A 26,618-nucleotide genomic window follows, 5' to 3' on the forward strand; every position below is an offset into this window, starting at 1 on the left:
GTTGAATGCGGTGTCGACGAGCCGGTAGCCGGCACCGATGCCGGCGCTGACCGATTCGGCCCCGGCATCGCCGTTCAGGGCGTACGTGCCCAAGCCGATCGCGGGGAGGGCGAACCCGTTGTGAGCGGTGAACGAGGGGACGACGGGCTGAGTGGTCACGGTGCTCCTTCTGGCCTTTTCCCCGAGCGTACGCTGAGGGGATGACATCGGAGGCGGAGATGGCGTCGGATGACGTCATGATCGACGAGCTCGAGCGGTGCCCCTGCTCATCCGGCGACGTGTACGGCCGTTGCTGCCGTCCGCTCCTCCACGGAGCGACGGCGCCGACGGCCGAACGCCTGATGCGTTCGCGCTACACCGCGTTCTCTCTGCGAGACGAGGCGCATCTCCTGCGCACGTGGCATCCGACGACGAGACCGGGGACGATCGAGTTCGAACCGGATCTGCGGTGGCGGCGGCTGCTCGTGATCGATCGCGAGGCCGGGGGCCCGTTCGACCGCGAGGGCATCGTGGAGTTCGAGGCGTTCTGGCAGCAGCGCGCCACGAGAGGCTCGCTCCATGAGCGCAGCCGCTTCGTGCGCGAGGACCGGCACTGGTACTACGTCGACGGCGACGTGCACTGATGGGCGGATGTCGCGACAGCGGCTAGATTTGAGAGCGTGAACGCCAGCCCCGAGAACCAGCGCACCCTGCTCGACATCGCCGACCTCGACCGGCGCATCGCGCAGGCCGAGCGTGCCAAGACCAAGCCGAGCCAGGCGGAGCGGATCACCGAGCTCGTGGCGATCCGTCAGGACCAGCTCCGCGAGCTGACCGCACTCGCGGGTACCAGAGACGACGTGCGCACCGAGCTGAAGCGGCTGGAGTCGGATGTCGCCGTCGTCGAGGCACGCCGGAACCGCGACGCCGAACGCCTGGCCGCATCGACGAATCCGAAGGACGCGCAGGCGCTCGAGCACGAGCTCGGCAGCCTCGCCCGCCGACAGAGTGACCTCGAAGATGCCGAGCTCGACGTCATGGGCCGTCTCGAAGAGGCAGAGGCCGCCGTCGCCGCGCAGCAGGCGCTCCTCGACACGACGACCGCCGAGGGGTCGGCGCTCACCGCGCAGGCGAAGGCGGACGTCGCAGCAGCCACCGACCTCGGCGCACAGCTCGCCCGCGATCGTGCGGCCGTCGCGGAGACCGTGTCGCCTGCCTTGCTGGCGGAGTACGACCGCCGCGCGAAGAACAGCGCAGGTGCCGCCCTGTTGACCCGCGGTACCTGCGAGGGGTGCCGCATCCTGCTCCCCAGCACGGATCTGAACGACATCAGGCGAGCGGCGGATGACCTCGTGGTGTCCTGCCCCGAATGTGGGTGCATCCTGGTGCGCACCGAGGAGTCCGGGCTCGCATGAGTCGCGCCTGCGCGCGTCGGCGATGACGGCGCCGGCGGCGGGGGTCGAACGCCGCATCGCACTCGTCTCCGTCGGAGCGCAGGAGTACGTCGCGATCGAGCTCGATCGGAACGACGAGGAGCTGGATCGCACGTCCTTGCGTGTTGCTGAGCTCCCGGAATGGGTGCGCTCCGTCGAGGACTCCGATGCCCCGCGGTGGGTCATGCGCAGCGCCGCCGAGACCTACGCGTTCCTGCTCGAGCACGGCGTTCGGATCACCCGCAGTCACGATCTGGTGCTGTGCCACGCCATCCTGCGCGACACGTCGTCGGTGCAGAGCCCGCTCCCGGCCTCGCCGGAGTGGGAGCGGCGAGAGCCGACGGCAGCGGTGCCCTCGCTGTTCGACGTGTTCGACGACGTGAGCGGTGACGATGCGATCACGACCGCACTCGATCAGTACCGCGCACAGCGGAGGGTGATCGCCGCTGCACAGGACGGACGCCTCACCCTCCTGTGCGCTGCGGAGTCGGCAGGCGGACTCATCGCAGAGGAGATGCGGGTCGCGGGGTTGCCCTGGGATGAAGGCGTGCACGATGCCATCCTGACCGACACCCTCGGCACCCGTCCTGCCGCCGGGGGAGCACCGAGTCGCATGGTCGAGCTGGGCGATCGGGTGCGCGCGCTCCTCGGCGATCCGTCGCTCCACCTCGACAGCCAGCAGAAGCTGCTCAGGGCGCTGCATCGCGTCGGGGTCCAGGTGGAGTCGACGAGTCGATGGGAGCTCGCCCAGCACGAGCATCCGGTCGTGGAGCCCCTCCTCGCCTACAAGAAGCTCTCCCGCTTGCTCAGCGCCAACGGATGGGCATGGTTGGCGGAGTGGGTGCATGAGGGTCGGTTCCGTCCGGTCTACATCCCGGGCGGTGTCGTCACCGGTCGCTGGGCGTCGGCCGGTGGAGGGGCTCTTCAGCTTCCGCGGAGCCTGCGCCCCGCTGTCCGAGCCGACCCGGGGTGGACCCTGGTCGTGGCAGACGTCGCGCAGCTCGAGCCGCGGATGCTCGCCGCGATGGCCTCCGACGAAGCGATGGCCCGCGCGGCGCGGGGGAGCGACCTCTATGCAGGCGTCGTGGCGTCCGGGGCCGTCTCCACCCGCGAGGAGGCGAAGTACGCGGTTCTCGGAGCGATGTACGGCGCCACGACCGGAGACAGCGGCCGGCTGGTCCCGCGGCTGCGCAAGGTCTACCCGAAGGCGATGGCGCTCGTGGATGCCGCGGCGCGCACGGGGGAGGACGGGGGAATCGTCTCGACCTGGCTAGGGCGGTCATCGCCTCGTCCGTCGACGGAGTGGATGCGGCTGCAGGCGGACGCGACCGGTGCGGATGCCGACCCCGCGGTCGTCGCGCTCGCACGGCGGCGTGGACGCGATTGGGGCCGGTTCACCAGGAACTTCGTGGTGCAGGGCACTGCTGCCGAGTGGTCGTTGATCTGGCTCGCGGAGATCCGGCATCGCCTGCAGCAGATCCCTGAGGTGTTCGCCGAGGCGGCGGCGTCCGGTCCGTTCGCGCGCTCTGCGCACCTGGCGTTCTTCCTGCACGACGAGGTGATCCTCCACGTTCCCCTGGAACACGCGGAGGAGGCTGCCGAGGCGGTGCGCGAGGCCGCGGCCACGGCCACGACGAGGCTCTTCGGCTCGTTCCCCATCGACGTGCCCCTCGACATGCGCATCGCGGAGTCCGCGGAGAAGTAGCCGCCGGTCGTGTGCCCAGGAGAACGTAGACTGGAGAGGCGAATGGGTCGACTGGACGGCCGCGTTACGGGCAACCGTACCGAGGAACGTCCGGGCTCCTCAGGGCAGGACGGTGGGTAACGCCCACCCGGAGCAATCCGCGAGAAAGTGCCACAGAGAGCAGACCGCCCCGCAAGGGGTAAGGGTGAAAGGGTGGTGTAAGAGACCACCGGGGGTCATGGTGACATGGCCCGCCAGGTAAACCTCGTCCGGAGCAAGGTCAGACAGAGGATGTTGACGCGGCTCGCCGAGTCCTCGGGTAGACCGCTAGAGTGCCACGGCAACGTGTCGCCGAGAGAGATGGCCGTCGAAGGGGCGAAGAACCCCGGAACAGAACCCGGCGTACAGGTCGGCCCATTCGCCTCACACGCACGAAGGCCCCGATGACTGGAGAGTCGTCGGGGCCTTCGTGCGGATCCGGGTGGCTGAGCCTGTCGAAGGTCAGTCCCCGGCGAGCGACGCCGCGCCGATGATGCCGGAGTTGTTGCGGTGGATCGCCGGGACGATCGGGGTCTTCAGGTCGAGCAGCGGGAGGAAGTCTCCGGCGTTCTTCGACACGCCGCCGCCGACGACGAACAGGTCGGGGCTGAACAGGAACTCGATGTGCGAGTAGAACGCCTGCAGACGCTCGGCCCACTCGGCCCACGAGAGGTTCTCGCGCTCCCGTGCCGACGTCGCAGCGTAGGTCTCGACCGACTCGTATTCGCCGAAGTTGAGGTGACCGAGCTCGGTGTTCGGAAGGAGCACGCCGTCGTAGAGGAAGGCCGATCCGATGCCGGTGCCGAGCGTCGTGAGGAGCGTGAAACCGCGCACGTCCCTGGCCGCTCCGTGGCGGGCTTCGGCGACACCGGCGGCGTCGGCGTCGTTCACGAACACGATGTTGCGACCGAGACCGTCCCGGAAGAACCGCTCGGCGTCGAAGTCGATCCACTCCTTGGAGACATTGGCGGCGGAGAGGGTCTTGCCGCGCTTGACGATCGCCGGGAATGCGACGCCGAGCGGCAGGGTCGAGTCGTGCACGTCGAGGGTCTTCAGCACGGTCTGCACGGCATTGAGCACGTCCTGGGGCGATGCGCCCTCGGGGGTCGGTACCCGTACCCGGTCGGACGCCATGATTCCGTGCTCGAGGTCGACGATTCCTGCTTTGATACCCGTGCCGCCGATGTCGACGCCGATCGCTTTTGCCATGGGCGATAGCTTAGCGACCACGGTGCACGCCAGTAGGATCGATGACATCACGTGAAGAAGGGGCAGACATGTCTGACGGTGACCACAAGTACTGGTACAACTCCACGACCGGCGAGATCGAGTTCGGGATGATCTCGCCCTCCATCGACCGCATCGGTCCGTTCGACACCGAGGCTGAGGCCCGTCGTGCTCCGGAGGTCGTCAAAGAGCGTTCGCGCGCCTGGGCCGAGGAAGAGGCCGTCGAGCAGGGCTGGGACGTCAAGGGCCCCCAGAACACGGGCGACGCAAAGGGCCAGGGCGCAGAGTAGCCATGGACAAGCAGAGGGACTTCGTCCTCCGGACCATCGAGGAGCGCGGCGTCAAGTTCGTGCGACTGTGGTTCACCGACGTGATCGGCACTCTCAAGTCGGTGGCCATCGCGCCGGCCGAGGTCGAGGGTGCTTTCGCGGAGGGAATCGGGTTCGACGGTTCGGCGATCGAGGGGCTGACACGCACCTACGAGTCCGACCTGCTCGCCCAGCCCGATCCGACGACGTTCCAGACGCTGCCCTGGCGCGGCGAGATCGACCCGACCGCGCGCATGTTCTGCGACCTGACGACTCCCGACGGCCAGCCCGCCGTCGCCGATCCCCGTCACGTGCTCAAGCGCACGCTCGCGAAGGCCGCTGACGCCGGGTTCACGTTCTACACGCACCCCGAGATCGAGTTCTACCTGCTCAAATCCTCGTCGTTCGGGCCGGAGGGGCCCGTGCCCGTCGACTCGGCGGGCTACTTCGACAACGTGCCCGGCGGCACCGCGCACGATTTCCGTCGCCGTTCGGTCCGGATGCTGGAAGACCTCGGCATCTCGGTCGAATTCAGTCACCACGAGGGCGGGCCCGGTCAGAACGAGATCGACCTCCGCTACGCGGACGCCCTCACCACGGCCGACAACATCATGACCTTCCGGACGGTGATCAAGGAGGTGGCGATCGAGCAGGGCGTCTATGCGACGTTCATGCCGAAGCCGCTCAGCGACCAGCCCGGAAGCGGTATGCACACGCACATGTCACTGTTCGAGGGTGACCAGAACGCCTTCTACGAAGAGGGCGCGAAGTACCAGCTGTCGAAGACGGGCCGGCACTTCATCGCGGGCCTCCTGCGTCACGCGAACGAGATCTCCGCGGTCACCAACCAGTTCGTCAACTCATACAAGCGGCTCTGGGGCGGCGACGAGGCACCGAGCTTCGTCACCTGGGGTCACGCGAACCGATCCGCACTCGTCCGCGTGCCGATGTACAAGCCGAACAAGAGCCAGTCGTCCCGCGTGGAGTACCGCGGCATCGATTCCGCGTCGAACCCCTACCTCGCCTACGCGCTCCTGCTCGCAGCCGGGCTCAAGGGCATCGAGGAGGGATACGATCTGCCGCCGGAGGCCGAGAACAACGTGTGGTCGCTGAGCGACGCCGAGCGGCGAGCTCTCGGTTACGAGGCACTGCCGGCGAGTCTCGACCACGCCCTGGAGTACATGGAGGCGTCCGAGCTCGTCGCGGAGACTCTGGGCGAACAGGTCTTCAACTACGTGCTGCTCAACAAGCGCAAGGAATGGGAGGCCTACCGCGGTCAGGTCACCCCGTTCGAGCTGAAGAGCAACCTCGAGCTGCTCTGACCCGCCCGATGGCGCGTCCTGACGATTCGGTCTCCCTCTCCGCCCTCGCCAGGCTCGGCTTCTCCGAGCTGAGCGAGGCCGCGGCAGGCCTCGCTGAGCTGGCGGAGATTCTCGATCAGCCGCGGACGGTGCTGCTCGAGGCTGCCGATGCTGCGGATCCCGATGCCGCCGTCCGCGGGCTGCTCCGCGTGGCGCGTCGGGATGAGTCGTCATTGCGCGGGCTCCTCGTCGACGAGGAGACCCGCCGCGGTGTCTGGCGGGTCTTCGGCGCCTCGGAGGGACTCGCCGAGTTCTTCCTCCGTCACCCGGACCAGCTGAGCGTCCTGGAAGCACCCCGCGATGCACTGCCATCGGCCGAGGAGCTCCAGGAGCGGCTGCTGGCCTCAGTCGGTGCGTGCGACGGGTTCGCGCAGTCGGGTGGGGACGACGCGGTCGTCGCGCTCAGAGTCGCCTACCGACGAAATCTCGCTGCCATCGCCGCGTTCGACCTCTCGCGCACGGCACCGGAGATGGCAGTAGGCCCCGTGTCGGCAGCGCTGGCCGACCTCGCGGGTGCTGCCCTGGAGGCGTCGCTCGCGGTGGCGCGGACCCGGGTGCAGGAGTCGATGGGGCGGGATGAGGTGGCGGCGACCCGTCTCGCCATCATCGGAATGGGAAAAGCCGGCGCTCGGGAGTTGAACTACGTCAGCGACGTCGACGTGATCTTCGTGGGCGGCAGCAGCGACGAAGAGATCGTCACGGAGGCGCGTGCCATCGACATCGCGACCAGGCTCGCGCGCGAGACCATGCGCAACCTCGACGCGATCGAGGTGGAACCGCCGCTCTGGGAGGTCGATGCCGCGCTGCGTCCAGAGGGCAAGCAAGGTGCTCTGGTCCGCTCGCTCGCATCCCATCTCGCGTACTACGACCGCTGGGCCAAGAGCTGGGAGTTCCAGGCTCTGCTCAAGGCGCGTCCCCTCGCCGGAGATGCGGAACTCGGGGCGGAGTACATCGCCGCGGTGCAGCCGAAGATCTGGTCCAGTGCCGCGCGGCAGGACTTCGTCGAGAGCGTGCAGCGCATGCGGGAGCGCGTGATGGAGCACATCGACCCGGACGACGCTCCGTATCAGCTGAAGCTCGGGGCGGGTGGGCTTCGCGACATCGAGTTCACCGTGCAGCTGCTGCAGCTCGTCCACGGACTCACCGACGAGTCGCTGCGCACGCGCGGGACCCTCGAGAGCCTCGATGCGCTCGTCGAGGGCGGTTACATCGGGCGGGTCGATGCGGCGGCGTTCGCCGAGGACTACCGCCTGCTCCGGCTCATGGAGCATCGCCTCCAGCTGAGAGAGCTCAGCCGCACGCATCTGATGCCTCGGACTCCGGCAGGCCTGCGGATCCTGGCGAGGGGCACACGCCTCGCGGAGAGCGGTGACAGTGTGTGGGCCCGCTGGGAGAGCGTCCGGCGGGAGGTGCGCGAGATCCATACGCGCCTGTTCTACCGTCCACTGCTGAGCGCTGTCGCCGGTCTGCCGGAAGAGGAGCGGACCCTCTCCGCCGCTCAGGCGCACGACCGCCTGGCAGCCATCGGCTTCCGGGATCCGGCGGGCGCACTCCGCCACATCGGTGCGCTCACGAGCGGGCTCAGCCGCAAGGCGACCATCCAGCGACACCTGATGCCCATCATGGTGCGGTGGTTCGCCGACGGAAGCGATCCTGACTACGCGCTCCTCGCCTTCCGCCGCATCAGCGAGCGTCTCGGAGACACCCCGTGGTTCCTCAGGATGCTGCGCGATTCGTCGGGGGCGGCGGAGAGCCTCACCCGCCTGCTGTCCTCTTCCCGGTACATCGGCGAGCTCCTGGAGTGGATCCCGGAATCCGTGGCCTGGCTGGACAACGCTGGGCGGCTGCGCCCGCGCGGGGCCGCAGCCCTCGACGAAGAGGCCAGAGCGATCCAGACGCGCCATGAGACGATCGGCGATGCGCTGCGGGCCGTCAGGGCGCTGCGGAGGAGAGAGCTCCTGCGCACGGCCATGGGGGCGGTGCTCGATGTCCTCACGATCGAAGAGGTCGCCACCGCACTCACGGAGATCACCGAGGCGACGATCCAGGCCGCTCTCCGCGCGGTGATGCGCGAAGTCGTCCCGGTCGATGACGAGGCGCTCGACTTCGCCGTCATCGCGATGGGGCGCTTCGGCGGTGCCGAGCTGGGGTTCGGATCCGACGCCGACATCCTGTACGTCTACGACGCGAACGGTGTCGATCCCCAGCGCGCGCAGAAGCTCGCGACGCAGATCGTGGCCGGCCTCCGCGAGCACCTGACCGATCACCGGCTGCCGCTCGACCTCGATGCCGATCTGAGGCCGGAGGGGCGGAACGGTCCGATCGTCCGCTCCATCGAGGCATACGCGGAGTACTACCGCCGCTGGTCGCTGTCGTGGGAGGCCCAGGCGCTGCTCCGGGCGCGCGGAGTGGCGGGCAGCGCGAAGCTGATCGCCCGGTTCACGGCGCTTGCCGACACGATCCGCTACCCGGAGTCCATCGACCTCCAGGGCACCCGCGAGATCAAGCGCATCAAAGCGCGGGTCGAGGGGGAACGGCTGCCGCAGGGTGCTGATCCCCGTCGCCACCTGAAGCTCGGCCCCGGCTCACTGAGCGATGTGGAGTGGCTGGTCCAACTCCTCCAGCTGCAGCATGCGCACGGTGTTCCCGGGCTGCGCACGACCTCGACGCTCGGTGCGCTCGAAGCCGCCGTCGCGGCCGATCTGGTCGCAGAGGAGGACGCCGCGCGTCTTCGCGCGGCGTGGCTGCTGTCTAGTCGTCTCAGGTCAGCGATCACTCTGCTGACCGGGCAGACCAGCGACGTGCTCCCCACCGATCGCCGTCAGCTCGATGCGATCGGTCGTCTGCTCGGCTATCCCGATCGCTCCGCCACAGAACTCGAGGACGACTACCTCGGGGTGACCCGGCGCGCCAGGAAGACCTTCGAGCAGCTCTTCTACGGGTGAGTCGAGAGCGTCGGTTTGCGGTATCGCGTGTCGTGTCCCAAGCTGACGATATGACCAACGCGCGAATCGGCATCGTCTGGAACCCTTCGAAGGTCGAGCAGGCGGTCCTGCAAGCGGCGGTGAGCGAAGTGTTCGACGACGGGTACGACATCCGCTGGTGGGAGACGACCCCCGAGGACCCGGGTCGCGGCATGGCTCGCGAGGCGCGTGAAGACGGCCGCGACATCGTGGTCGCCGTCGGGGGAGACGGCACGGTACGCGCGGTCGCCGAGTCGTTGGCGGGTTCCGAGACGGCGCTCGGGATCGTCCCGCAGGGGACCGGCAACCTCCTCGCGCGGAACCTCGAGGTACCGCTGAACAACGTGAAGGCCGCACTGGAGCGGGTGCGCGACGCCGAGCCCCGTCGCATCGACCTCGGCTGGGTGTCGTACGACGGAACCGAGCACGCGTTCGCCGTGATGGTCGGATTCGGGGTCGACGCCCAGATGCTGGTGGAGACCGACGACGACCTCAAGTCCAAGGCGGGCTGGCTCGCCTATGTCGAGGCCATGGGACGCGCTCTCGCCGGTACCGAGATGACCGACATCACCCTCACGATCGACGGGGAGAAGGCCGTCGCGGTGCGGGGCCACACCATGTTGATCGGCAACTGCGGGATGGTGCAGGGCGGCATCAGACTGCTGCCGGACGCCGTGCTGGACGACGGCAAGCTCGACGTGCTGATGATCAGCGCCGACGGCGCGCTGCAGTGGCTCGATACGCTGCGATCATTCGTGTGGGACAACGGCATCCGTCGCCTGTTCGGCGCGACGGATGAGGCTGTCAGCACCGACTCGGCACGCCACCTCCCGGTGGAGACCATCTCCGTCGAGCTCAAGACGCCTCTCGTGTTCGAGATCGACGGCGAGGAGATGGGCGAGGTCTCGGCATTCGACGTCCGCGTCGAGGCCGGCGCTCTCCTCGTCCGCTGAGGGCGCCCCGGCAGGAGCCGTGATCAGCGCGCCGATGCCGGCGGGACGATCTTCCTGTCCTGGGCCGGGAACGTCACCTTCTGCACGATGATGATGATGCTCGCGGCGACGGGGATCGCCACGAGGGCTCCCAGGATACCGCCGAGTGCACCGCCGGCGACGGCGGCGATGACGACGAGCGCTCCCGGCACCGCGACGGCCTTGCTCATGATCCGCGGCGAGAGGATGTAGGCCTCGATCTGCATGTAGATCAGGTAGTAGATGATCGCGACGAGCGCCGTCACGGGGGAGACGAAGAGGCAGATCAGAGAGTTGATGATCGACGCCGTCAGCGTTCCCACCAACGGGATCATCGACCCGATGAAGGCGATGAGTGCGAGCAGCGCAGGAACGGGCGCGCCGATGATGGTGAGGAAGATCAGGCTCAGGATGCCGTTGATCAGCGCAAGGCTGGCCTGGCCCATCACATAGCGGCCCACGGCCCCGGAGACGTCCTCGAGGAGGCCGCTGAAGGTGTCCCGCTGGTACGCCGGGACGAAGCGTGCCGCGAGGTGCTTCATGCTGCGCAGCGATGCCATGAAGTACAGCGTCAGGATCAGGACGATGGTGACACCGGTGAACCCGCCGGCGATACCGGCGCCGACCGCGAAGACGCCGCCGCCGATGTCGAAGAAGTTGTTGGGATCCTTGAAGAACCCGAGGACGCCCTGAACGGCGTCGTCGATGGTGCCGAACTGGCTGCTGACGTCCTTGTACCAGGCGCTGGCCATGAAGTCCTCGACCATCTTCGGCCCGTCCTTGATCAGGTTGCCGACCTGTTCCACGAGGAGCGGGACGATGGCGAGGATGATGCCGGCGAACGCGAGGAGCACAGCAGCGACGACGATGGCTACGGCGGCGGCGCGCGGGAGCTTCTTCTCGATGAACGAGACGATCGGGTCGAGGCCGAGGGCCAGGAAGACCGCCACTCCGATGTAGACGAAGACGGTCGCGAGCTGGCCGATCACTCCGCCGATGGCCAGGGCGACCAGCACCCCGAGGGCGCCCAGCAGGCCGAACATGAACGGGTTGGTCCTCGCATATGCGACGACCGCGTTCGACGGCTGAGACGGTGCGGGGGCGACCGGCGTATGTGCGTCGGTGTTCACGATGACTCTTCTGCGGCGCATGGTTCCCCCGGTCGATGCTCAGACTCACCAGTTGATCACTCGCGAGTCCACCGGGTCAAGCCGGGAACGGGCACTGGCGCGCCCCCTCGTTCGACGAGAAGATGAGCCATGACCGAACACGCTCCCCATCGCGACGCCCTCGCCGTCACCGCCTACCTGTATGCCTTCCCGTTGGTGTTCAATCTCGGACAGGTTCGACGTTCGGTGCAGAACGGCATCGGCACCATGGCGGCGACCCCTCTCAACGCCATCGCCCACGCCCGCACGCTCGCGAGCGCAGACGACGACTTCGTCTCGATCAACAACGACACGGTGTACTCCTTCGCGCAGATCGATCTGAGCGCTGGTCCCGTACGGCTGCATCTGCCGGACGCGGGGGATCGGTATCACGTGATGCAGTTCGTCGATGCGTGGACGAACAACTTCGCGTACGTGGGCACCCGTGCGACAGGCGGAGGGGCGAAGGACGTGGTCCTACGGGGACCGTCGACTCGGTCCGAGACGCAGGCCGTCCGCGACGTCATCGAGATCGATGCGCCGACGGATGTCGTCTCGCTCGTCGGTCGCTGGGCCGTCGACGGCGATGCTGATCTTCCGGCCGTTCACGCGCTGCAGGACGCGATGTCGCTGAGCGGAGTTGCCGGACAGGGGCTTCCCGACGCCGCGCCGCAGGGATCCGAGGCTCTGGACTTCTGGGAGCAGTTCCGCGTGTGGTCGCGGGCCTTCCCCGGCGCGGCGCGAGACCGTGCGCTCGAGGCCACGTTCGTCGAACTCGGGATCACCGGCGAGGCTCCGGTCGGCGGACTCGGCGAGACCGCCGTGGCCCGTCTCGAGGATGCGTTCGCGGAGGGAAGCGCTGCGCTCGATGCGATCCTTCAGTCCGGATCCGCTCCCGTGATCAACGGCTGGCAGATGACTCTGCATGTGTTCGACTACAACCTCGACTTCTTCCAGATCGGTGCACTGGACGACCCTCAGTGGAAAGCACCCGAGGGGCTTCAGCGCCTGGCTCTGCGAGCAGGATCGGCCAAGGCGGGGCTCTGGGGCAATCACGGCTACGAGGCGGCGTACATCATGACGTACGTCGATGATCGCGGGGAGCAGCTCACCGGGGAGAGGAACTACACCCTTCACCTCGCGCCGCCGCCCCCGGTCGGCGCGTTCTGGTCCGTGACGATGTACTCGTTGCCGGAGTTCTTCCTGGTGGACAACCCGATCGACCGATATTCCCTCGGGGACCGGACGCCGGGAATCGTCTATGGAGACGACGGCTCGCTGACCATCACCATGAGCCATTCCGCACCCGAGGACTCCCTGGCGCGGGCCAACTGGCTGCCGACGCCGTCCGGAGAGTTCCGGCCGATCATCCGCATGTACATCCCGGGGGAGGCGGTGCTGAACGGGACCTACGAGCCCCCGGCGATCGTCCGCACCGCGTGATGTCGTCCGGGATCACGACGAACGCCCGCCAGGAGGACCCTGGCGGGCGTTCGTCGTCGCTTCGAAAGGGCGATCAGACCCCGAAGTACAGCTCGTACTCGAACGGGTGCGGACGCTGCGCCATCGGCAGGATCTCGTTCTCGTACTTGTAGGAGATCCAGGTCTCGATGAGCTCCTTGGTGAACACGCCGCCTTCGAGGAGGAACTGGTGGTCGGCAGCCAGGGCGTCCAGCGAGTCGAGCAGCGAGTTCGGGACCTGCGGGATGTCCTTGGCCTCCTCGGGGGGAAGCTCGTAGAGGTCCTTGTCGACCGGCTCGTGCGGCTCGATGCGGTTCTTGATTCCGTCGAGGCCTGCCATGAGCTGCGCGGCGAAGGCGAGGTAGGGGTTGCCCGAAGCATCCGGTGCGCGGAACTCGATGCGCTTCGCCTTCGGGTTCGAGCCCGTGATCGGGATACGGATCGCGGCGGAGCGGTTGCCGGCCGAGTAGACCAGGTTGACGGGAGCCTCGAAGCCCTTGACCAGACGGTGGTAGCTGTTCAGCGTCGGGTTGGTGAAGGCGAGCAGGGCGGGCGCGTGCGCCAGGATGCCGCCGATGTACCAGCGCGCGATGTCGCTGAGCTGGCCGTAGCCGGCCTCGTCGTAGAACAGCGGCTTGCCGTCGTTCCACAGCGACTGGTGCGTGTGCATTCCCGAGCCGTTGTCACCGTAGAGGGGCTTGGGCATGAAGGTCGCGACCTTGCCCCACTCCTCGGCCGTGTTCTTGACGATGTACTTGAACTTCAGGATGTCGTCAGCCGCGTGCACCATGGTGTCGAAGCGGTAGTTGATCTCCTGCTGGCCGCCCGTGCCGACCTCGTGGTGCGAGCGCTCGAGGATGAAACCGGCGTCGATCAGCTTGAGGGTGATGTCGTCACGGAGGTCGGCAGTCTTGTCGACCGGGCTGACCGGGAAGTACCCGCCCTTGTAGGGGGTCTTGTTCCCGAGGTTGCCGCCCTCCTCCTCGCGACCGGTGTTCCAGGCGCCCTCTTCGGAGTCGACGCTGTAGAAGCTGGAGTTCGAGGTGACGTTGTAGCGGACGTCGTCGAAGATGTAGAACTCGGCCTCGGGGGCGAAGAACGCGGTGTCGGCGATGCCGGTCGAGGCCAGGTACTTCTCGGCCTTCTTGGCGACCTGACGCGGGTCCTTGGAGTAGATCTCGCCGGTGCGCGGGTTGTAGATGTCGAAGAGCATGACGAGCGTGCTCGCCTCGCGGAACGGGTCGACGTACGCCGTCGTGACGTCGGGGATGAGCTGCATGTCGGACTCATGGATGCTCGCGAAGCCGCGGATCGAGGAGCCGTCGAACAGCTGACCGTCGGTGAAGAAAGCCTCGTCGACCGTCGATGCAGGAATGTTGAAGTGCTGCTGTACACCCGGGAGATCGGTGAAACGGATGTCAAGGAACTTGACGTCGTTCTCCTTGATGTAGGTCAGTACCTCGGACGAATCTTTGAACATGTACGACTCCTGTAATGCGGATCGATGGCTTCACGGCCACTCTGCAGAGTACGGACGGGGGATTTCTCTACGGTATCCGCTTTGTTTCGGGCGTGTTACGAGCGTGAGGGCGTCAGCACGTCATTTCACGCTCGGTAGGCTGGGGGAGTGACGGATGCAGTGAACGCGTACCCCGGTGAACGACTCGGACTCCCCGAATCCGGTTCGGGGAGCATCGCCCGTCCCGGCCGCCGGATCGGCGCCCTTCTGATCGATTACACGGCGGCGACGATCATCGCCACCGGATTCCTCGGGTTCAATCAGTTCGCCCTGCCGACGGAAGCGGGTCTGACCCAGTTCGCCCCGATGCTGGTGTTCGCCGTGCTGCAGATCGTCTTCATCCCGACCGCAGGCGGCAGCCCGGGGCACCGCATCCTCGGCATGCGTCTCGCCCGTCTCGACGGGAGCTGGGTCGGGCTGTGGCGCCCGATCGTCCGCACGCTCCTGCTCGTGGTCGTCGTACCCGCCGTGATCTGGGACGCCGACCAGCGCGGTCTGCACGACAAGGCGGTCGGCACGGTTCTCATCCGCACCTGACGGCTCCGCCCGACGGAGTCAGTCGCGGCCGCGGTTGCGCCGACGCGCCTCGCGCGGTGCTCGTCCGCCGAGGAAGGAACGGGCGGGGTCGACGATGTAGCCGCGGCGCAGGGCTTCACGCCCGATGAGCATCCGGAAGCCCATCTCGTCACGGTTGCTCAGCGTGACCTCCGCGAGCACTTCGCGATCCACGAGCCGGATCAGAAGCTCGACCACGAGCCGCTCCTGGGCATGCCCTGACGAGCTCCGCACGGCACGACGGTCGTGGATCGGGCACTCGACCACGACCGCGTCCTCCTGGCTGTCCTGCCAGGGTTTGACCTTGAAACGGACCCAGGGCTCGTCGTCCTGCTCGAACTCCACGATGTCGAAAGCGTGCAGCGATGAGGTGCGCGCACCCGTGTCGATCTTGGCCTTCAGCCAATCCACCCCGAGATCGGGCAGGCTCACCCATTCTCGCCACCCCGTAAGGGTGTTTGAATGGGGGGTAGTCCTACTCACCTGATACATCCTGGCAGGAAAAATCCCCCGTGAAGATCGCAGTGCTCTCCCGCGCGCCGCAGGCGTACTCCACCCAGCGTCTGCGTGCAGCCGCGCTCCAGCGAGGGCACAACGTCAAGGTGCTCAACACGCTGCGCTTCGCCATCGACCTCACGGCCGATGAACCGGACCTGCATTACCGAGGACGACAGCTCAGCGACTACGACGCGATCCTCCCTCGCATCGGGAACTCGATCACCTACTTCGGCACGGCCGTCGTGCGTCAGTTCGAGCAGATGGACGTCTACACGCCGAACACCGCCAACGGCATCTCGAGCGCCCGTGACAAGCTCCGCGCGAATCAGATCCTCTCGCGCCACAACATCGCGATGCCGCCGACGGCCTTCGTGCGCAACCGCGCGGATGTGCGACCGGCGATCGAACGGGTCGGCGGAGCCCCGGTCGTCATCAAGCTGCTCGAGGGCACCCAGGGAATCGGGGTGATCCTCGCTCCGCAGGTGAAGGTCGCCGAGGCGATCATCGAGACCCTGCACTCGACCAAGCAGAACGTGCTGATCCAGAAGTTCATCGCGGAGAGCCGCGGACGCGACATCAGAGCGCTGGTCGTCGGCGACCGCGTCGTCGCCGCGATGCGACGTTCCGCTGCCGGTGACGAGTTCCGATCGAACGTGCACCGAGGAGGGTCCGTCGAGGCGGTCGAACTCGATCCCGTCTACGAGCGCGCGGCGGTGCGCTCTGCGCAGATCATGGGCCTGCGGGTCGCGGGTGTCGACATGCTCGAGGGTGAAGACGGTCCGCTGGTCATGGAGGTCAACTCCTCGCCCGGACTCCAGGGCATCGAGACCGCGACGAAGCTCGATGTCGCTGGTGCCATCATCGACTACATCGCGGGGCAGGTCGCTTTCCCTGAGATCGACGTGCGCCAGCGTCTCACGGTCTCGACGGGCTACGGTGTCGCCGAGCTCATGGTGCACGGTGCGGTCGACCTGGTCGGGAAGACGTTGGGCGAGGCGGGACTGTGGGAGCGGGACATCACGGTCCTCACGCTGCACCGCGGCGTCAGCGTGATCCCGAATCCCCGCAAGCACGTCGTGCTCGAAGCCGACGACCGGCTGTTCTGCTTCGGCAAGCTCGACGAGATGCGATCGATGGTCCCGGAACGTCGGCGTCGTCGGGCGAAAGTCCGTCGTCTGCCTCGGCAGCCGCTCTCCGAGTGAACGAGAGAGCGCGGCCGCCCTCGAAGGAGGACGGCCGCGCTCTTGAGCCGTGCGGTGCGTGCGATCAGCGCGGACGCTGAGAGCGCACCTTCGTCGGGTCGATGCCCTTCGGGATCGGCAGCGAGGAAAGCGACTGCGACACCGAGTCGACGCGACGGATGACCGCGGCCATCGTCGCCTTGTCGATCGCCTTGGGGAGCTTCTTGATCGTCTTCGAGAGGTCGGCGATCGCGACTTCGTCGTCACCGTGTCCGACGTACAGAACGGTGACCGGGACGCCGTGCGCGACGCGCTGGGCCTTGCTGCGCTCCTCGTTCACGAGACGGGTCAGTCGCCCGCGTGCGCCTTCGCCGACGATGACGATGCCGCCGCGGCCGATGGTGCGGTAGACCGCTTCCTGCGTCTTCGGGTTGATGCCGACGGGAGTCTCAGAGGCCTGCCAACTGCGACCAAGGCTGGTGCTCAGCACGTGGCCGGTCGCACCGGGCATGCCGTCGATCTTGCTGTACATGGCAGAGGTCGAGAGCCGCGTCATCAGGAACAGGGCGCCGAGGATGCCGAGCATCAGACCCGTGATGCCCCACAGGACGAGCGTCCATACCTGGAAGGGAGGGATCAGATAACCCGCGACGAGCCCGAGCAGGACGCCGCCGATGAGGATCGCAGCCTGTGCCCACGGCAGCCAGGAGTAGGCCTCACGTGTGAACCGGAAGAGGGACTTGATCTGGGAGAAGAACCCAGGACGCTTTTCGGGTTCAGGAGCACGCTTTGCCATGAGCACCAGCCTACCGAGTCTGACGACCTCGTGATGTCGGCGTTCGCGTGGAGCGGAGCGGCCGGATTCCACTCCTCCTGCACTGCAGAGCCATCAGAGGGGATCCGTCCCGACGCTCCGCCCTGGCGGCTTCCGGGAGGATCTCCGCGGTGAGATGGAGGAATGGAAGACATCGCGATCGACGACGGTCGAGGAACGCCGCTCGTTCCGCGGGCGCACCGTGTGGTGCGCACCCTCGATCCCGCGGAGGGGCCCTTCTCGGGCACGCTCGTGACCCACGGCGATGAGGTGGTCGTCAGAGTGGATGTCGCGCGCCTCGGCGGATGGGCGGGATGGCGCTACTCGGGGACGGAACACATCGCCGCTCCCATCGACGTCAGCCGGCGCCGGGATGGTCACGACGCGTTGCTCCCGTGGTGCACGGATCGGGTGCGCGGCTACCTGGGCCGTCGAGAGGCAGCGGGATCGGGCATCACTGCGGGGGAGATCAGCACTCTCGTCGTCAGCCTCCTTCGTGGACTCGACGAGTTGGGAGAAGGGATCGATGGGGTGCACACGGGCACGTGGTGGCTCACCGACGGCGGGCGGCCTGTCTTCGTCATCGGGGAGGGCCCCGATGTCAGGGCCGGTGTGGCGGAGCTCGTCGAGCTTCTCGGCGATCAGACCGCGGACAAGGTGGTCCGTCGCGCCCTGTCGGGCATCGGAGAGGGGCTGCACAAGACTCTCGCTCAGCCGCGTCTGCCTCGCAAGCTCACGGAGGCATGGGAGACCATGGTGCTCGACGTCGCTGCGCCGCAGCCTCTCCGGCGCGAGTTCCACACCCCGGAGCGGGCTCGGGATGTCGCTCGGGCGGTCGGTCCCCGCGTCGCCGTGGCTCGGGAGAGAGCGCCGCTCCTGCGCGCGGACCGGGTCCGCCATCGGGACGCGGGTCGCACCCGCGCCATCAGCGCGATCGTCGACGTGGTGCAGAAGGCGATCATCGAGCTGCGCGCGCGCTCGGAGAGAGGGGCGCAACATCCTCACGCACGATCCACACGGCCGAGGAGGGGACGCGAGCGATCGACGGCTCGTTCGAAGGTCCGTCTGCGTTCCCTTGCCATCGCGGGAGGCGCCGCAGCTGCTGTGCTGGTGGGAGGACTGCTCCTTCCCGGTGGTGAGTCGGAGACAAGCGCCCGTGGCGCACCCGGCAACACGGACACACCGGCGCCGGCATCCTCCGGGGAGGCGTCCGACGTCCCGACGCCCCGTGCGACGGATGTCGCGGAGAGCGAGGCCACGGAGCCGAGGTCTCCTGCGGCCGACGATCCCGTCGCGGCGCTGTCAGCGCTCCTGCGGATCATCGCGCAGTGCAGCGCCGATGGAGACGGCGCGTGTCAGAGCGCCGTAGACGGGAATGCGGAGGGGATCGTCGATGCGCTCAGCGCGAAGACCCGCGTTCCGACGGCACCGGAGCTGGTCGATGCCTACGGCGACGTGGCGGTCATGCGATTGCGTGCGATCCCCGAGAGCGATGCGGGGACGGCCGACGCCGCGTCCTCGGACGAGACCATCGTCGTCCTTTTCCGCACAGACGAGAAATGGCTGATCCGCGACGTCTATGACGTCGCGGATCAGCCAGGATGACTCGTGTCGGTCAGGCTCCGAGCTGAGCGGCGAACTGCGCAGCCTCGAGGCGGGCCTTCACGGCGCCGAGGAAGCGTGCCGCGTCTGCGCCGTCGATGATCCGGTGGTCGTAGGACAGCGCGAGGTACACGTAGGACCGGACGGCGATCGCATCCGCGCCGCCCACCTTGACGAGTCCGGGGCGCTTGACGACGGTACCCGTGCCCAGGATCGCCGACTGCGGGAGGAAGACCACAGGCGTGTCGAACAGCGCGCCGCGGGAGCCCGTGTTGGTCAGCGTGAAAGTTCCGCCGGCCAGCTCGTCGGGCTTCAGCTTGTTGTCGCGGGTGCGAGCAGCCAGATCGGCGATCTCGTGCGCGATCTGCGCGATGTTCTTCGAGGCGGCGTCGCGCAGCACCGGCGTGAGCAGTCCACGCTCGGTGTCGACGGCGATCGAGACGTTCTCGCTGGCCGGGTAGACGATGTTCTCGCCGTCGACCGTCGCGTTCACGATCGGGAACGCCTGCAGCGCTTCTGCGGTTGCGAGCGCGAAGAACGGCAGGAAGGAGAGCTTGTCACCCGTCTTCTCGAGGAAAGAAGCCTTCACGCTGTCGCGGTAGTCGGCGAGTGCGGTGACATCGACCTCGACGACCGTGGTCAGCTGGGCCGTCTGCTGCATCGACTCGACGGCACGCTTCGCGAGGACCTTGCGAAGCCGCGACATCGGCTGTGTCGTGCCGCGCAACGGCGAGACCTCGAGTGGCGCGGGAGCAGCAGGAGCCGCGGCGGCGGGCGCTGCCGCCGCCGTCTCCGCAGCCTTCAGGACATCTTCCTTGCGGATGCGACCGCCGACACCGGTTCCGGTGACGGAAGCCAGGTCCACTCCCTGCTGGGAGGCCAGACGACGCACGAGCGGTGTGACGTAGAGGTTGTCGCTCTCGGTCGGGAGCGCGAGCTTCGCCTCGGCTGGCGTCGCAGCGGCGGGAGCCGGAGCAGCCGCAGGAGCCGGAGCGGCGGCAGGAGCCGGAGCAGCGGGCGCTTCGGCTGCGGGGGCGGGCGCGGGAGCCGCAGGCGCAGCGGGTGCCTCGGCTGCGGGCGCGGGAGCCGGGGTCTCAGCGGCGGGGGCAGCGCCGGAGCCGACGCGTGCGAGCACGGCGCCGACTGCGACCGTCTCGTCCTCGCCGGCCACGATCTCCTGAACCACACCGGCAACCGGCGACGGGATCTCGGTGTCGACCTTGTCGGTGGAGATCTCCAGAAGAGCCTCGTCTACGGCGACGCTGTCGCCGACCTGCTTGAGCCACCGGGTGACGGTGCCCTCGGTGACGCTCTCGCCCAGCTCGGGGAGCACGATGTCGGTGGCGTCGCCCGCGGGCGCGGCAGGAGCGGCCTCTGCGGCGGGCGCCGGTGCTTCTGCCGACGGTGCGGGAGCAGCCGGAGCGGCGTTCTCCGCAGGTGCGGCCTGCGCGGGGGCAGCCTCCGCGGGTGCGGCCTCGGCTTCAGGTGCCGCGGCTGCGGGCGCGTCTGCGGCGGGAGCCGCTCCGCTGCCGTCGCCGATGCGCGCGAGGAGCGCGCCGACCTCGACGGTCTCGTCTTCGGCCACGAGGATCTCCTCGATCACGCCGCTGACGGGGGAGGGGATCTCGGTGTCGACCTTGTCGGTCGAGATCTCGAGCAGGCCCTCGTCCGCCTGCACGGTGTCTCCCACCTGCTTGAGCCAGCGGGTGACCGTACCCTCTGTGACGCTCTCGCCGAGAGCGGGGAGGACGACGGATGTGCTCATGACTGAGTCTCCTTCAAGAAGTTGTATGACGCTTGTCTAGCTTAGTGACTCGGGCACCGGTTGGTGCTCAGAGGGCGTGCAGGGGCTTGCCGGCCAGGGCGAGGAAGGCTTCCCCGAGGGCCTCGCTCTGGGTCGGGTGGGCGTGGATCAGGGGCGCGATGTCCTCCGGGTGCGCCTCCCAGGCGACGGCGAGCTGTCCTTCCGTGATGAGCTCGCCGACGCGGTCGCCGAGCAGGTGGACGCCGACGACGGGGCCGTCCTTGAGGCGGACGACCTTCACGAGCCCGCCCGTCCCGATGATCTCGCTCTTGCCGTTGCCGGCGAGGTTGTACTCGTAGGCGATGACCGCGTCGGCACCGTGTGCGGCGACCGCTGCCTCTTCGGTCACCCCGACCGAAGCGACCTCCGGGCTCGAGTACGTGACCTTGGGGATCTGCGAGTCGGGGATGTTCACGGGGGACAGCCCCGCGATGCGCTCGGCGACGGCGATGCCCTGTTGGAATCCGCGATGTGCGAGCTGCAGACCGGGCACGATGTCTCCGACCGCCCACACGCCAGGGACTCCGGTGCGCAGGTTGTCATCGACGGTCACGAAACCGCGGTCGAGCGTCACGCCAGCCTCCTCGAATCCGAGGTCGGAGGTGACCGGACCGCGCCCGACGGCCACGAGGAGGTAGTCGGCCGTGAACTCCTTGCCGTCTTCGAGGGTCACGGTGACGGATGTCTCATCCTGGACCGCACCCTGGAATCGGGTTCCGAGGGAGTACTGGATGCCGCGGCGCCGGAACGCACGCTCCAGACCCTTGCTGAGAGCGATGTCCTCGTTCGGGACGAGGTGCGGCAGAGCCTCGATGATCGTGACCTCGGAGCCGAACGACCGCCACACGCTCGCGAACTCGACCCCGATCACGCCGCCGCCGAGGATCAGTACGCGCTCGGGGATCACGTCGAGGGCGAGTGCCTGCTCGCTCGTGAGGATCCGCCCGCCGATCTCCAAGCCGGGAAGCGAGCGGCTGTACGAGCCGGTCGCGAGCACGACGTCCGTGCCCACGTACACGTCGTCTCCGACGCTGACGCTGTGGTCGGGGTTCAGGCGGCCGAGTCCGCTGACGGTGGTGATCCCACGCGCCTTGACCAGTCCCTCCAGTCCCTTGAACTTCTTGGCGACGATGCCTTCGCGGTACGTGCGTACCCCCGCCGGATCGATGCCCTCCAGGCTCGCGGTGACGCCGACGGACGCGGCATCGCGCACGTGCTCGGCCACCTCTGCGGCATGCAGCAGCGCTTTGGTCGGTATGCATCCCCGGTGCAGGCAGGTTCCGCCGACCTTGTCCTTCTCGATCAGCGCGACGGACTTGCCGAGCTCACTCGCGCGCAACGCCGCGGCATAACCGCCGCTGCCGCCGCCCAGGACGACGATGTCGAAGGTGTGGGTTGTCATAGGTCATGCCTCCGTGTGGGATGCTGCGGCGAAGGCGACGATCGATCGGACCATCGCCCCCGTTGGGCCCTTCTCGGTGAAGCCGTACGGGGCGCCGGCGTGTTCGCCGGATCCCGCGATGTCGAGGTGCACCCACGGGATGCGCGGGGCGTCCTCGGCGTCAGAGGTGCGACCGACGAAGCGGCGCAGGAACAGGCCTGCGTAGGACGCACCGCCCATCCTGTCGCCCATGTTCGCGTTCTGCAGGTCGGCGATGGGGGACTCGAGCGACTCCTCCATGTAGTCCGGCAGCGGCATGTGCCACGCCGGCTCGTCGACCTGAGCGGTCGCCGACATGAACGAGGAAACAGTGTCGACGTCGCCGAAGACGCCGGTGTGCCGGTGGCCCAGCGCGGCGACGATGGCGCCGGTGAGAGTCGCCACATCGATGATGACGTCCGGGTTCTCACGGCTCGCGGCGACGAGACCGTCGGCGAGCACGAGTCGCCCCTCGGCGTCGGTGTTCTGGACCTCGACGGTGGTCCCGTCGAGGATGCGGATGACATCGCCAGGGCGCAGCGCGCGCCCGGACGGCATGTTGTCGGTGATGCACAGCCACGCGGTCACGCGGACCGGGAGGCCCAGTGTGGCGATGGCGCGGATCGCGGCGAGAGAGGTCGCCGCGCCGGCCATGTCGAACTTCATGCCGACCATCGAGGCAGCCGGCTTCAGGGAAAGGCCACCGGTGTCGAACGTGATGCCCTTGCCGACCAGGGCGATGTGCCGTGAGGCGTCGGCGGGGGAGTAGTCGAGACGGACGAGACGCGGAGGGCGATCCGACCCCTGACCGACGCCGAGGATGCCGCCGAAGCCCTGCTCGGCAAGAGCCTTCTCGTCGAGGATCTCGACCGAGACGTCGAGGTCGGCCACGCTGTCGGCGGCGCTCTGCGCGAGCTGTGCCGGACTCTGCCACTCTGCGGGCACGTTCACGAGATCCTTGATGAGCGCTACCGCGTCTCCCAGGACCTGCGCGTATTCGACGTCGTCGTCGTCGACCGCGGCATGGAGCGTGATCGACGTGGCGCGCCCCTTGCCCTTCTCCGTGCGGTAGCCGTCGAACTTGTGCCCGCCGAGCACCGCACCCTCGGCCGCCGCAGCGGCGAACGACTCGAGGCCGTCGGCGAGAGCCACCGCGACGTGCTCGAAGCCGGTGAGCGTACGCAGCGCCGTACCTGCCGCGTTGCGCACGGCAGCAGCATCCGGCGAGCTGCCGACGCCGACCACCGCGAACGGCGAAGACGTCACCTCGGGGACGAACACGCGGGTGAACGATCCGACCGAACCGGTGAATCCGACGCCGGCCAGCGCATCGGCGAGTCCGGGGTAGCCGGCCAGTGACTCCGCCGAATCGGGGAGAGCGGCGACGATGAGCACTGCGGCATCTGCAGCGCTTCCGGGGAACTGATCGGTGGTGTGCGAGAGCACGGGAAGCGTCATGCCTCCATCCTAGGATCTCCGCCACACCGTGGTCGTCCGCCCACTCTGCGCGTGTTCGCTCTCAGCATGATGCGCCGCGCCCCGGGGTAGGCGGCTGCTCGTAGCATGGACACATGCCCTTCTCCGGTGAGATCCATGAACGCGTCGCGAATGCGCCGACAGTGCCGCACGGCCTGCCGTTGGTGCTGCTTCTGACCGGTTTCACGGACGCGGGAAGCGCCGTCTCCGGCTTGATCGATCACCTTCGGGAGACCGCATCCCCTGAGCCCGTCGTCGTGTTCGACAACGACGCACTGCTCGACTATCGGGCGCGCCGCCCTGTGATCTCCTTCGACCAGGACCACCTGACCGAGTTCAAGCCGCCGAGGCTCGAACTGTCGCTCGCGACGGACGCACTCGGCCGTCCGTTCCTGCTGCTCGCCGGATACGAGCCGGATTTCGCATGGAATCGTTTCGCGAGCACGGTGCTCGCCCTCGCGGCGGAGTTCGAGGTCTCGGGACTGCACTGGGTGCACTCGATCGCGATGCCCGTTCCGCACACGCGTCCGATCGGCACGACGGTCAGCGGGAATCGGCGTGACCTGACCGTGGCGCACTCCGTATGGCGTCCGCGCACGCAGGTGCCTGCGACTGCCGGTCACCTCCTCGAGTTCCGATTCGTCGAGCGTGGGGATGCCTCGGTGGGCTTCGTCCTGCTCGTGCCGCATTACCTCGCGGAGACGGAGAACCCCGATGCCGTCATCGCGGCAGCGGAGCGTCTGATGGCGTCGACGGGACTCGTCCTCATCCTGGATTCCGTCCTGGAGCGCCGCGAGGACTATCTGGCACGCGTCGATGAGCAGGTCTCCGGGAACGACGAGCTGCAGCAGATGGTCCACAACCTCGAGCGCCGGTACGACGCCTACATGGCGGGGCGCAACCCCGACGACGACTCCTACGACGAGGGAGGTTTCAGCGAACGGGACCTCCCGAGCGCCGATGAGCTCGCGGCCGAGTTGGAGCGTTACCTGGCCTCTCGGCCGTCCGGCGACGAAGACAAGCCGGGCCGCGGCTGAGGTGGCGCGCAGCGGGATTCGCGCGAAGTTCGCCGGAATGCGTCCGCATCGCCACACGTGTGCGATACTAGGACTCTGACCCGTTGTCAATCAGTGTTTTCGAGCACTGGACTTGACAAGGGTCTTACTAGTGTCCGAAATGTCCCGGGGCTACACAGCAGCTCCGTGAAAGGCGAAACGTGACTCCTGCCACGACGAAGAACACCCGGACGAAGAAGGCTGCCGAAGAGACGACCGCCGACGCTCCGGTCGAGACCGATGCGCCCGAGAAGCCCGCGCCCCTGAGCGCGGCGAAGCGTGCTGCCGCGAAGCGCGCCCCCGTCAAGAAGAAGAAGTCCGAGGACGTCGTCGAAGAAGACGAGTCTCCCGCAGCTGCTGCTGTCGAGGAGGACGAAGACGAGGATGCGAAGCCGGCCTTCACCGAGCCGCTGCCGACCGGCGCGATCGTCATCTCGTCCAAGGACGACGAAGAGGTCCCGGTCTACTCGACGCAGATCACGGGAGCGACGGCCGACCCGGTCAAGGACTACCTGAAGCAGATCGGAAAGGTCGCACTGCTGAACGCGGCCGAAGAGGTCGAGCTCGCGATGCGCATCGAGGCAGGTCTCTTCGCCGAGGAGAAGCTGTCGGCGATGACCCCGGCCGAGAAGACGAGCCAGCTCGGTCTTGACCTGCAGTGGGTCGCCCGCGACGGCCAGCGCGCGAAGAGCCACCTGCTCGGCGCGAACCTCCGTCTCGTCGTCTCCCTCGCCAAGCGCTACACCGGTCGCGGTATGCAGTTCCTGGATCTGATCCAGGAGGGCAACCTCGGTCTCATCCGCGCCGTCGAGAAGTTCGACTACACCAAGGGCTTCAAGTTCTCGACCTACGCCACCTGGTGGATCCGTCAGGCGATCACCCGTGCCATGGCCGACCAGGCCCGCACGATCCGCATCCCGGTGCACATGGTCGAGGTCATCAACAAGCTCGCCCGCGTGCAGCGGCAGATGCTGCAGGACCTCGGTCGCGAGCCCACTCCGGAAGAGCTGAGCCGCGAGCTCGACATGACCCCGGAGAAGGTCGTGGAGGTGCAGAAGTACGGCCGCGAGCCGATCTCACTGCACACCCCCCTCGGCGAAGACGGCGACAGCGAGTTCGGTGACCTCATCGAGGACACCGAGGCCGTGGTCCCCGCCGACGCCGTGGGCTTCACGATGCTGCAGCGTCAGCTCGAGCAGCTCCTCGACTCGCTCTCCGAGCGCGAAGCCGGAGTGATCCGGATGCGCTTCGGACTGGGCGACGGTCAGCCGAAGACGCTCGACCAGATCGGTGACACGTTCGGCGTAACGCGTGAGCGCATCCGCCAGATCGAGTCGAAGACGATGGCCAAGCTGCGTCACCCGAGCCGCTCGCAGTCCCTGCGGGACTACCTCGAATGAGCCAGGCGAACGACGGCAAGGCCCTCGAGGCGAGTGTCGACGGCAAGAGCTATGCGCGCATCCCGCTGCGCACCCGCGTGGTCATGCCCCAGGACGACCTGGACGCGATCATCAGCGAGTACGCGAAGGATGCCGTCCAGCCGGGCGACCTCCTCTTCGTGACCGAGAAGATCGTGGCCATCACGCAGGGGCGGTCCTACCGCCTCGGCGAGATCAAGCCCCGGAAGCTCGCGCTCTTCCTCTCGAAGTACGTCACTCGCACGCCCTACGGCATCGGTCTCGGCATGCCGGAGACGATGGAGATGGCCTTGCGGGAGTGCGGTACTCCGCGCATCCTGTTCGCCTCCGCGGTCGCGGCCGTGACCAAGGCCTTCGGCCGTCGCGGCGACTTCTACCGCATCGCCGGCGACAAGGCACGGGCGATCGACGGTCCGACCAAGCACACCATTCCTCCGTACAACGAGGCTGTGGTTCTCGGCCCCAAGGATCCCGATGGCGTGGCTGCTCGTCTGAAGGCGCTCATCGGCGGTCAGGCAGAGGTCGCCGTCGTGGACATCAACGACCTCGGCGGGAACATCCTCGGCTCGACTCTCGACAAGGCGGGCGAGCAGCGTCTCGTCAGGATCCTCGGCGACAACCCGCTCGGTCAGGGGCTGGAGTCGACGCCGCTCGGCATCGTTCGCGAAGTCTGAGCCCTCCACGAAGAATGCCCCCGGATCT

General features: G+C 67.7%; 22 protein-coding genes and 1 other RNA gene. 15 read left to right on the top strand and 8 right to left on the bottom strand.

Going from position 1 to position 26,618, the window contains the following annotated elements:
* Nucleotides 1–200: 200 nt before the first annotated feature.
* From AX744_RS04200 to rnpB, 4 genes are all read left to right on the top strand, one after another.
* On the top strand, nucleotides 201–623 hold the full coding sequence (locus tag AX744_RS04200; protein WP_082738396.1) for a YchJ family protein: 423 nt from the start codon (nucleotides 201–203) through the stop codon (nucleotides 621–623).
* A 36-nt stretch (nucleotides 624–659) separates the two neighbouring features.
* Complete coding sequence (locus tag AX744_RS04205) at nucleotides 660–1,394, top strand: zinc ribbon domain-containing protein (protein ID WP_046749113.1); 735 nt, start codon at nucleotides 660–662, stop codon at nucleotides 1,392–1,394.
* A 22-nt stretch (nucleotides 1,395–1,416) separates the two neighbouring features.
* Nucleotides 1,417–3,117 (top strand): bifunctional 3'-5' exonuclease/DNA polymerase, encoded by a 1,701-nt coding sequence (locus AX744_RS04210; RefSeq protein WP_061015479.1) that lies wholly within the window; start codon nucleotides 1,417–1,419, stop codon nucleotides 3,115–3,117.
* Nucleotides 3,118–3,160: 43 nt separating this feature from the next.
* Nucleotides 3,161–3,517: RNase P RNA component class A (gene rnpB, locus AX744_RS04215), an RNA gene on the top strand.
* 80 nt (nucleotides 3,518–3,597) lie between these two features.
* Here rnpB and ppgK read toward each other — a convergent pair.
* Nucleotides 3,598–4,344 (bottom strand): polyphosphate--glucose phosphotransferase, encoded by a 747-nt coding sequence (gene ppgK / locus AX744_RS04220; protein ID WP_046749111.1) that lies wholly within the window; start codon nucleotides 4,342–4,344, stop codon nucleotides 3,598–3,600.
* A gap of 68 nt (nucleotides 4,345–4,412) precedes the next feature.
* On the opposite strand from ppgK, the gene AX744_RS04225 reads away from it, so the two are divergent.
* The 4 genes from AX744_RS04225 to AX744_RS04240 are packed head-to-tail and all read left to right on the top strand — an operon-like array spanning nucleotide 4,413 to nucleotide 9,947.
* On the top strand, nucleotides 4,413–4,652 hold the full coding sequence (locus tag AX744_RS04225; protein ID WP_058631777.1) for a hypothetical protein: 240 nt from the start codon (nucleotides 4,413–4,415) through the stop codon (nucleotides 4,650–4,652).
* Between the two features lie 2 nt (nucleotides 4,653–4,654).
* On the top strand, nucleotides 4,655–5,992 hold the full coding sequence (gene glnA / locus AX744_RS04230) for a type I glutamate--ammonia ligase (RefSeq protein ID WP_046749109.1): 1,338 nt from the start codon (nucleotides 4,655–4,657) through the stop codon (nucleotides 5,990–5,992).
* An 8-nt stretch (nucleotides 5,993–6,000) separates the two neighbouring features.
* On the top strand, nucleotides 6,001–8,976 hold the full coding sequence (locus tag AX744_RS04235) for a bifunctional [glutamine synthetase] adenylyltransferase/[glutamine synthetase]-adenylyl-L-tyrosine phosphorylase (protein WP_061015480.1): 2,976 nt from the start codon (nucleotides 6,001–6,003) through the stop codon (nucleotides 8,974–8,976).
* 50 nt (nucleotides 8,977–9,026) lie between these two features.
* On the top strand, nucleotides 9,027–9,947 hold the full coding sequence (locus AX744_RS04240; RefSeq protein ID WP_061015481.1) for a diacylglycerol/lipid kinase family protein: 921 nt from the start codon (nucleotides 9,027–9,029) through the stop codon (nucleotides 9,945–9,947).
* Between the two features lie 23 nt (nucleotides 9,948–9,970).
* Here AX744_RS04240 and AX744_RS04245 read toward each other — a convergent pair whose 3' ends face one another.
* Nucleotides 9,971–11,095, bottom strand: a complete 1,125-nt coding sequence (locus tag AX744_RS04245) for an AI-2E family transporter (RefSeq protein WP_231728734.1) — start codon at nucleotides 11,093–11,095, stop codon at nucleotides 9,971–9,973.
* Between the two features lie 129 nt (nucleotides 11,096–11,224).
* Here AX744_RS04245 and AX744_RS04250 point away from each other — a divergent pair, with 129 nt between their 5' ends.
* Nucleotides 11,225–12,556 (top strand): DUF1254 domain-containing protein, encoded by a 1,332-nt coding sequence (locus AX744_RS04250; protein ID WP_061015483.1) that lies wholly within the window; start codon nucleotides 11,225–11,227, stop codon nucleotides 12,554–12,556.
* Between the two features lie 73 nt (nucleotides 12,557–12,629).
* Here AX744_RS04250 and glnA (AX744_RS04255) read toward each other — a convergent pair whose 3' ends face one another.
* Nucleotides 12,630–14,054, bottom strand: coding sequence for a type I glutamate--ammonia ligase (gene glnA / locus AX744_RS04255; protein WP_046749104.1), 1,425 nt, complete (start codon nucleotides 14,052–14,054; stop codon nucleotides 12,630–12,632).
* 147 nt (nucleotides 14,055–14,201) lie between these two features.
* On the opposite strand from glnA (AX744_RS04255), the gene AX744_RS04260 reads away from it, so the two are divergent.
* Nucleotides 14,202–14,630, top strand: a complete 429-nt coding sequence (locus AX744_RS04260) for an RDD family protein (protein ID WP_046749103.1) — start codon at nucleotides 14,202–14,204, stop codon at nucleotides 14,628–14,630.
* A gap of 18 nt (nucleotides 14,631–14,648) precedes the next feature.
* Here the strand turns inward: AX744_RS04260 and AX744_RS04265 are convergent, their stop codons facing one another.
* Nucleotides 14,649–15,140 (bottom strand): ATP-dependent zinc protease family protein, encoded by a 492-nt coding sequence (locus tag AX744_RS04265; protein WP_171010949.1) that lies wholly within the window; start codon nucleotides 15,138–15,140, stop codon nucleotides 14,649–14,651.
* Between the two features lie 20 nt (nucleotides 15,141–15,160).
* On the opposite strand from AX744_RS04265, the gene AX744_RS04270 reads away from it, so the two are divergent.
* Nucleotides 15,161–16,348, top strand: coding sequence for a RimK family alpha-L-glutamate ligase (locus tag AX744_RS04270; RefSeq protein WP_045264814.1), 1,188 nt, complete (start codon nucleotides 15,161–15,163; stop codon nucleotides 16,346–16,348).
* Between the two features lie 64 nt (nucleotides 16,349–16,412).
* Here the strand turns inward: AX744_RS04270 and AX744_RS04275 are convergent, their stop codons facing one another.
* Nucleotides 16,413–17,123 carry a DUF4191 domain-containing protein gene (locus AX744_RS04275; protein WP_046749091.1) on the bottom strand — a complete coding sequence of 237 codons (711 nt, stop codon included), beginning with the start codon at nucleotides 17,121–17,123 and terminating at the stop codon, nucleotides 16,413–16,415.
* 162 nt (nucleotides 17,124–17,285) lie between these two features.
* Here AX744_RS04275 and AX744_RS04280 point away from each other — a divergent pair, with 162 nt between their 5' ends.
* The gene (locus tag AX744_RS04280; RefSeq protein ID WP_061015484.1) at nucleotides 17,286–18,746 is read left to right on the top strand and encodes a hypothetical protein; all 1,461 of its coding nucleotides are present in this window, start codon (nucleotides 17,286–17,288) and stop codon (nucleotides 18,744–18,746) included.
* A 10-nt stretch (nucleotides 18,747–18,756) separates the two neighbouring features.
* Here the strand turns inward: AX744_RS04280 and sucB are convergent, their stop codons facing one another.
* The 3 genes from sucB to AX744_RS04295 all read right to left on the bottom strand — a co-directional run bounded on the left by sucB (nucleotide 18,757) and on the right by AX744_RS04295 (nucleotide 23,425).
* Nucleotides 18,757–20,508: a 2-oxoglutarate dehydrogenase, E2 component, dihydrolipoamide succinyltransferase gene (sucB, locus tag AX744_RS04285; protein ID WP_061015485.1), complete on the bottom strand. Its 1,752-nt coding sequence runs from the start codon at nucleotides 20,506–20,508 to the stop codon at nucleotides 18,757–18,759.
* 67 nt (nucleotides 20,509–20,575) lie between these two features.
* A complete protein-coding gene (lpdA, locus tag AX744_RS04290; RefSeq protein ID WP_046747225.1) occupies nucleotides 20,576–21,949 on the bottom strand; it encodes a dihydrolipoyl dehydrogenase in 1,374 nt (457 codons plus the stop codon).
* A 3-nt stretch (nucleotides 21,950–21,952) separates the two neighbouring features.
* Nucleotides 21,953–23,425 (bottom strand): leucyl aminopeptidase, encoded by a 1,473-nt coding sequence (locus AX744_RS04295; protein WP_061015486.1) that lies wholly within the window; start codon nucleotides 23,423–23,425, stop codon nucleotides 21,953–21,955.
* 113 nt (nucleotides 23,426–23,538) lie between these two features.
* Here AX744_RS04295 and AX744_RS04300 point away from each other — a divergent pair, with 113 nt between their 5' ends.
* The 3 genes from AX744_RS04300 (at nucleotide 23,539) to AX744_RS04310 (ending at nucleotide 26,590) form a co-directional block, all read left to right on the top strand.
* A complete protein-coding gene (locus AX744_RS04300; protein ID WP_046747223.1) occupies nucleotides 23,539–24,480 on the top strand; it encodes a proteasome assembly chaperone family protein in 942 nt (313 codons plus the stop codon).
* Between the two features lie 179 nt (nucleotides 24,481–24,659).
* Nucleotides 24,660–25,898 carry an RNA polymerase sigma factor gene (locus AX744_RS04305; protein WP_046747222.1) on the top strand — a complete coding sequence of 413 codons (1,239 nt, stop codon included), beginning with the start codon at nucleotides 24,660–24,662 and terminating at the stop codon, nucleotides 25,896–25,898.
* Complete coding sequence (locus tag AX744_RS04310; RefSeq protein ID WP_061015487.1) at nucleotides 25,895–26,590, top strand: coenzyme F420-0:L-glutamate ligase; 696 nt, start codon at nucleotides 25,895–25,897, stop codon at nucleotides 26,588–26,590. Before AX744_RS04305 ends, AX744_RS04310 begins: the two co-directional genes overlap by 4 nt.
* The last annotated feature ends 28 nt before the right edge of the window (nucleotides 26,591–26,618 follow it).

Origin of the sequence: Microbacterium sp. CCH5-D1, assembly GCF_001557335.1 — a bacterium.
GTDB lineage: Bacteria > Actinomycetota > Actinomycetes > Actinomycetales > Microbacteriaceae > Microbacterium > Microbacterium oxydans.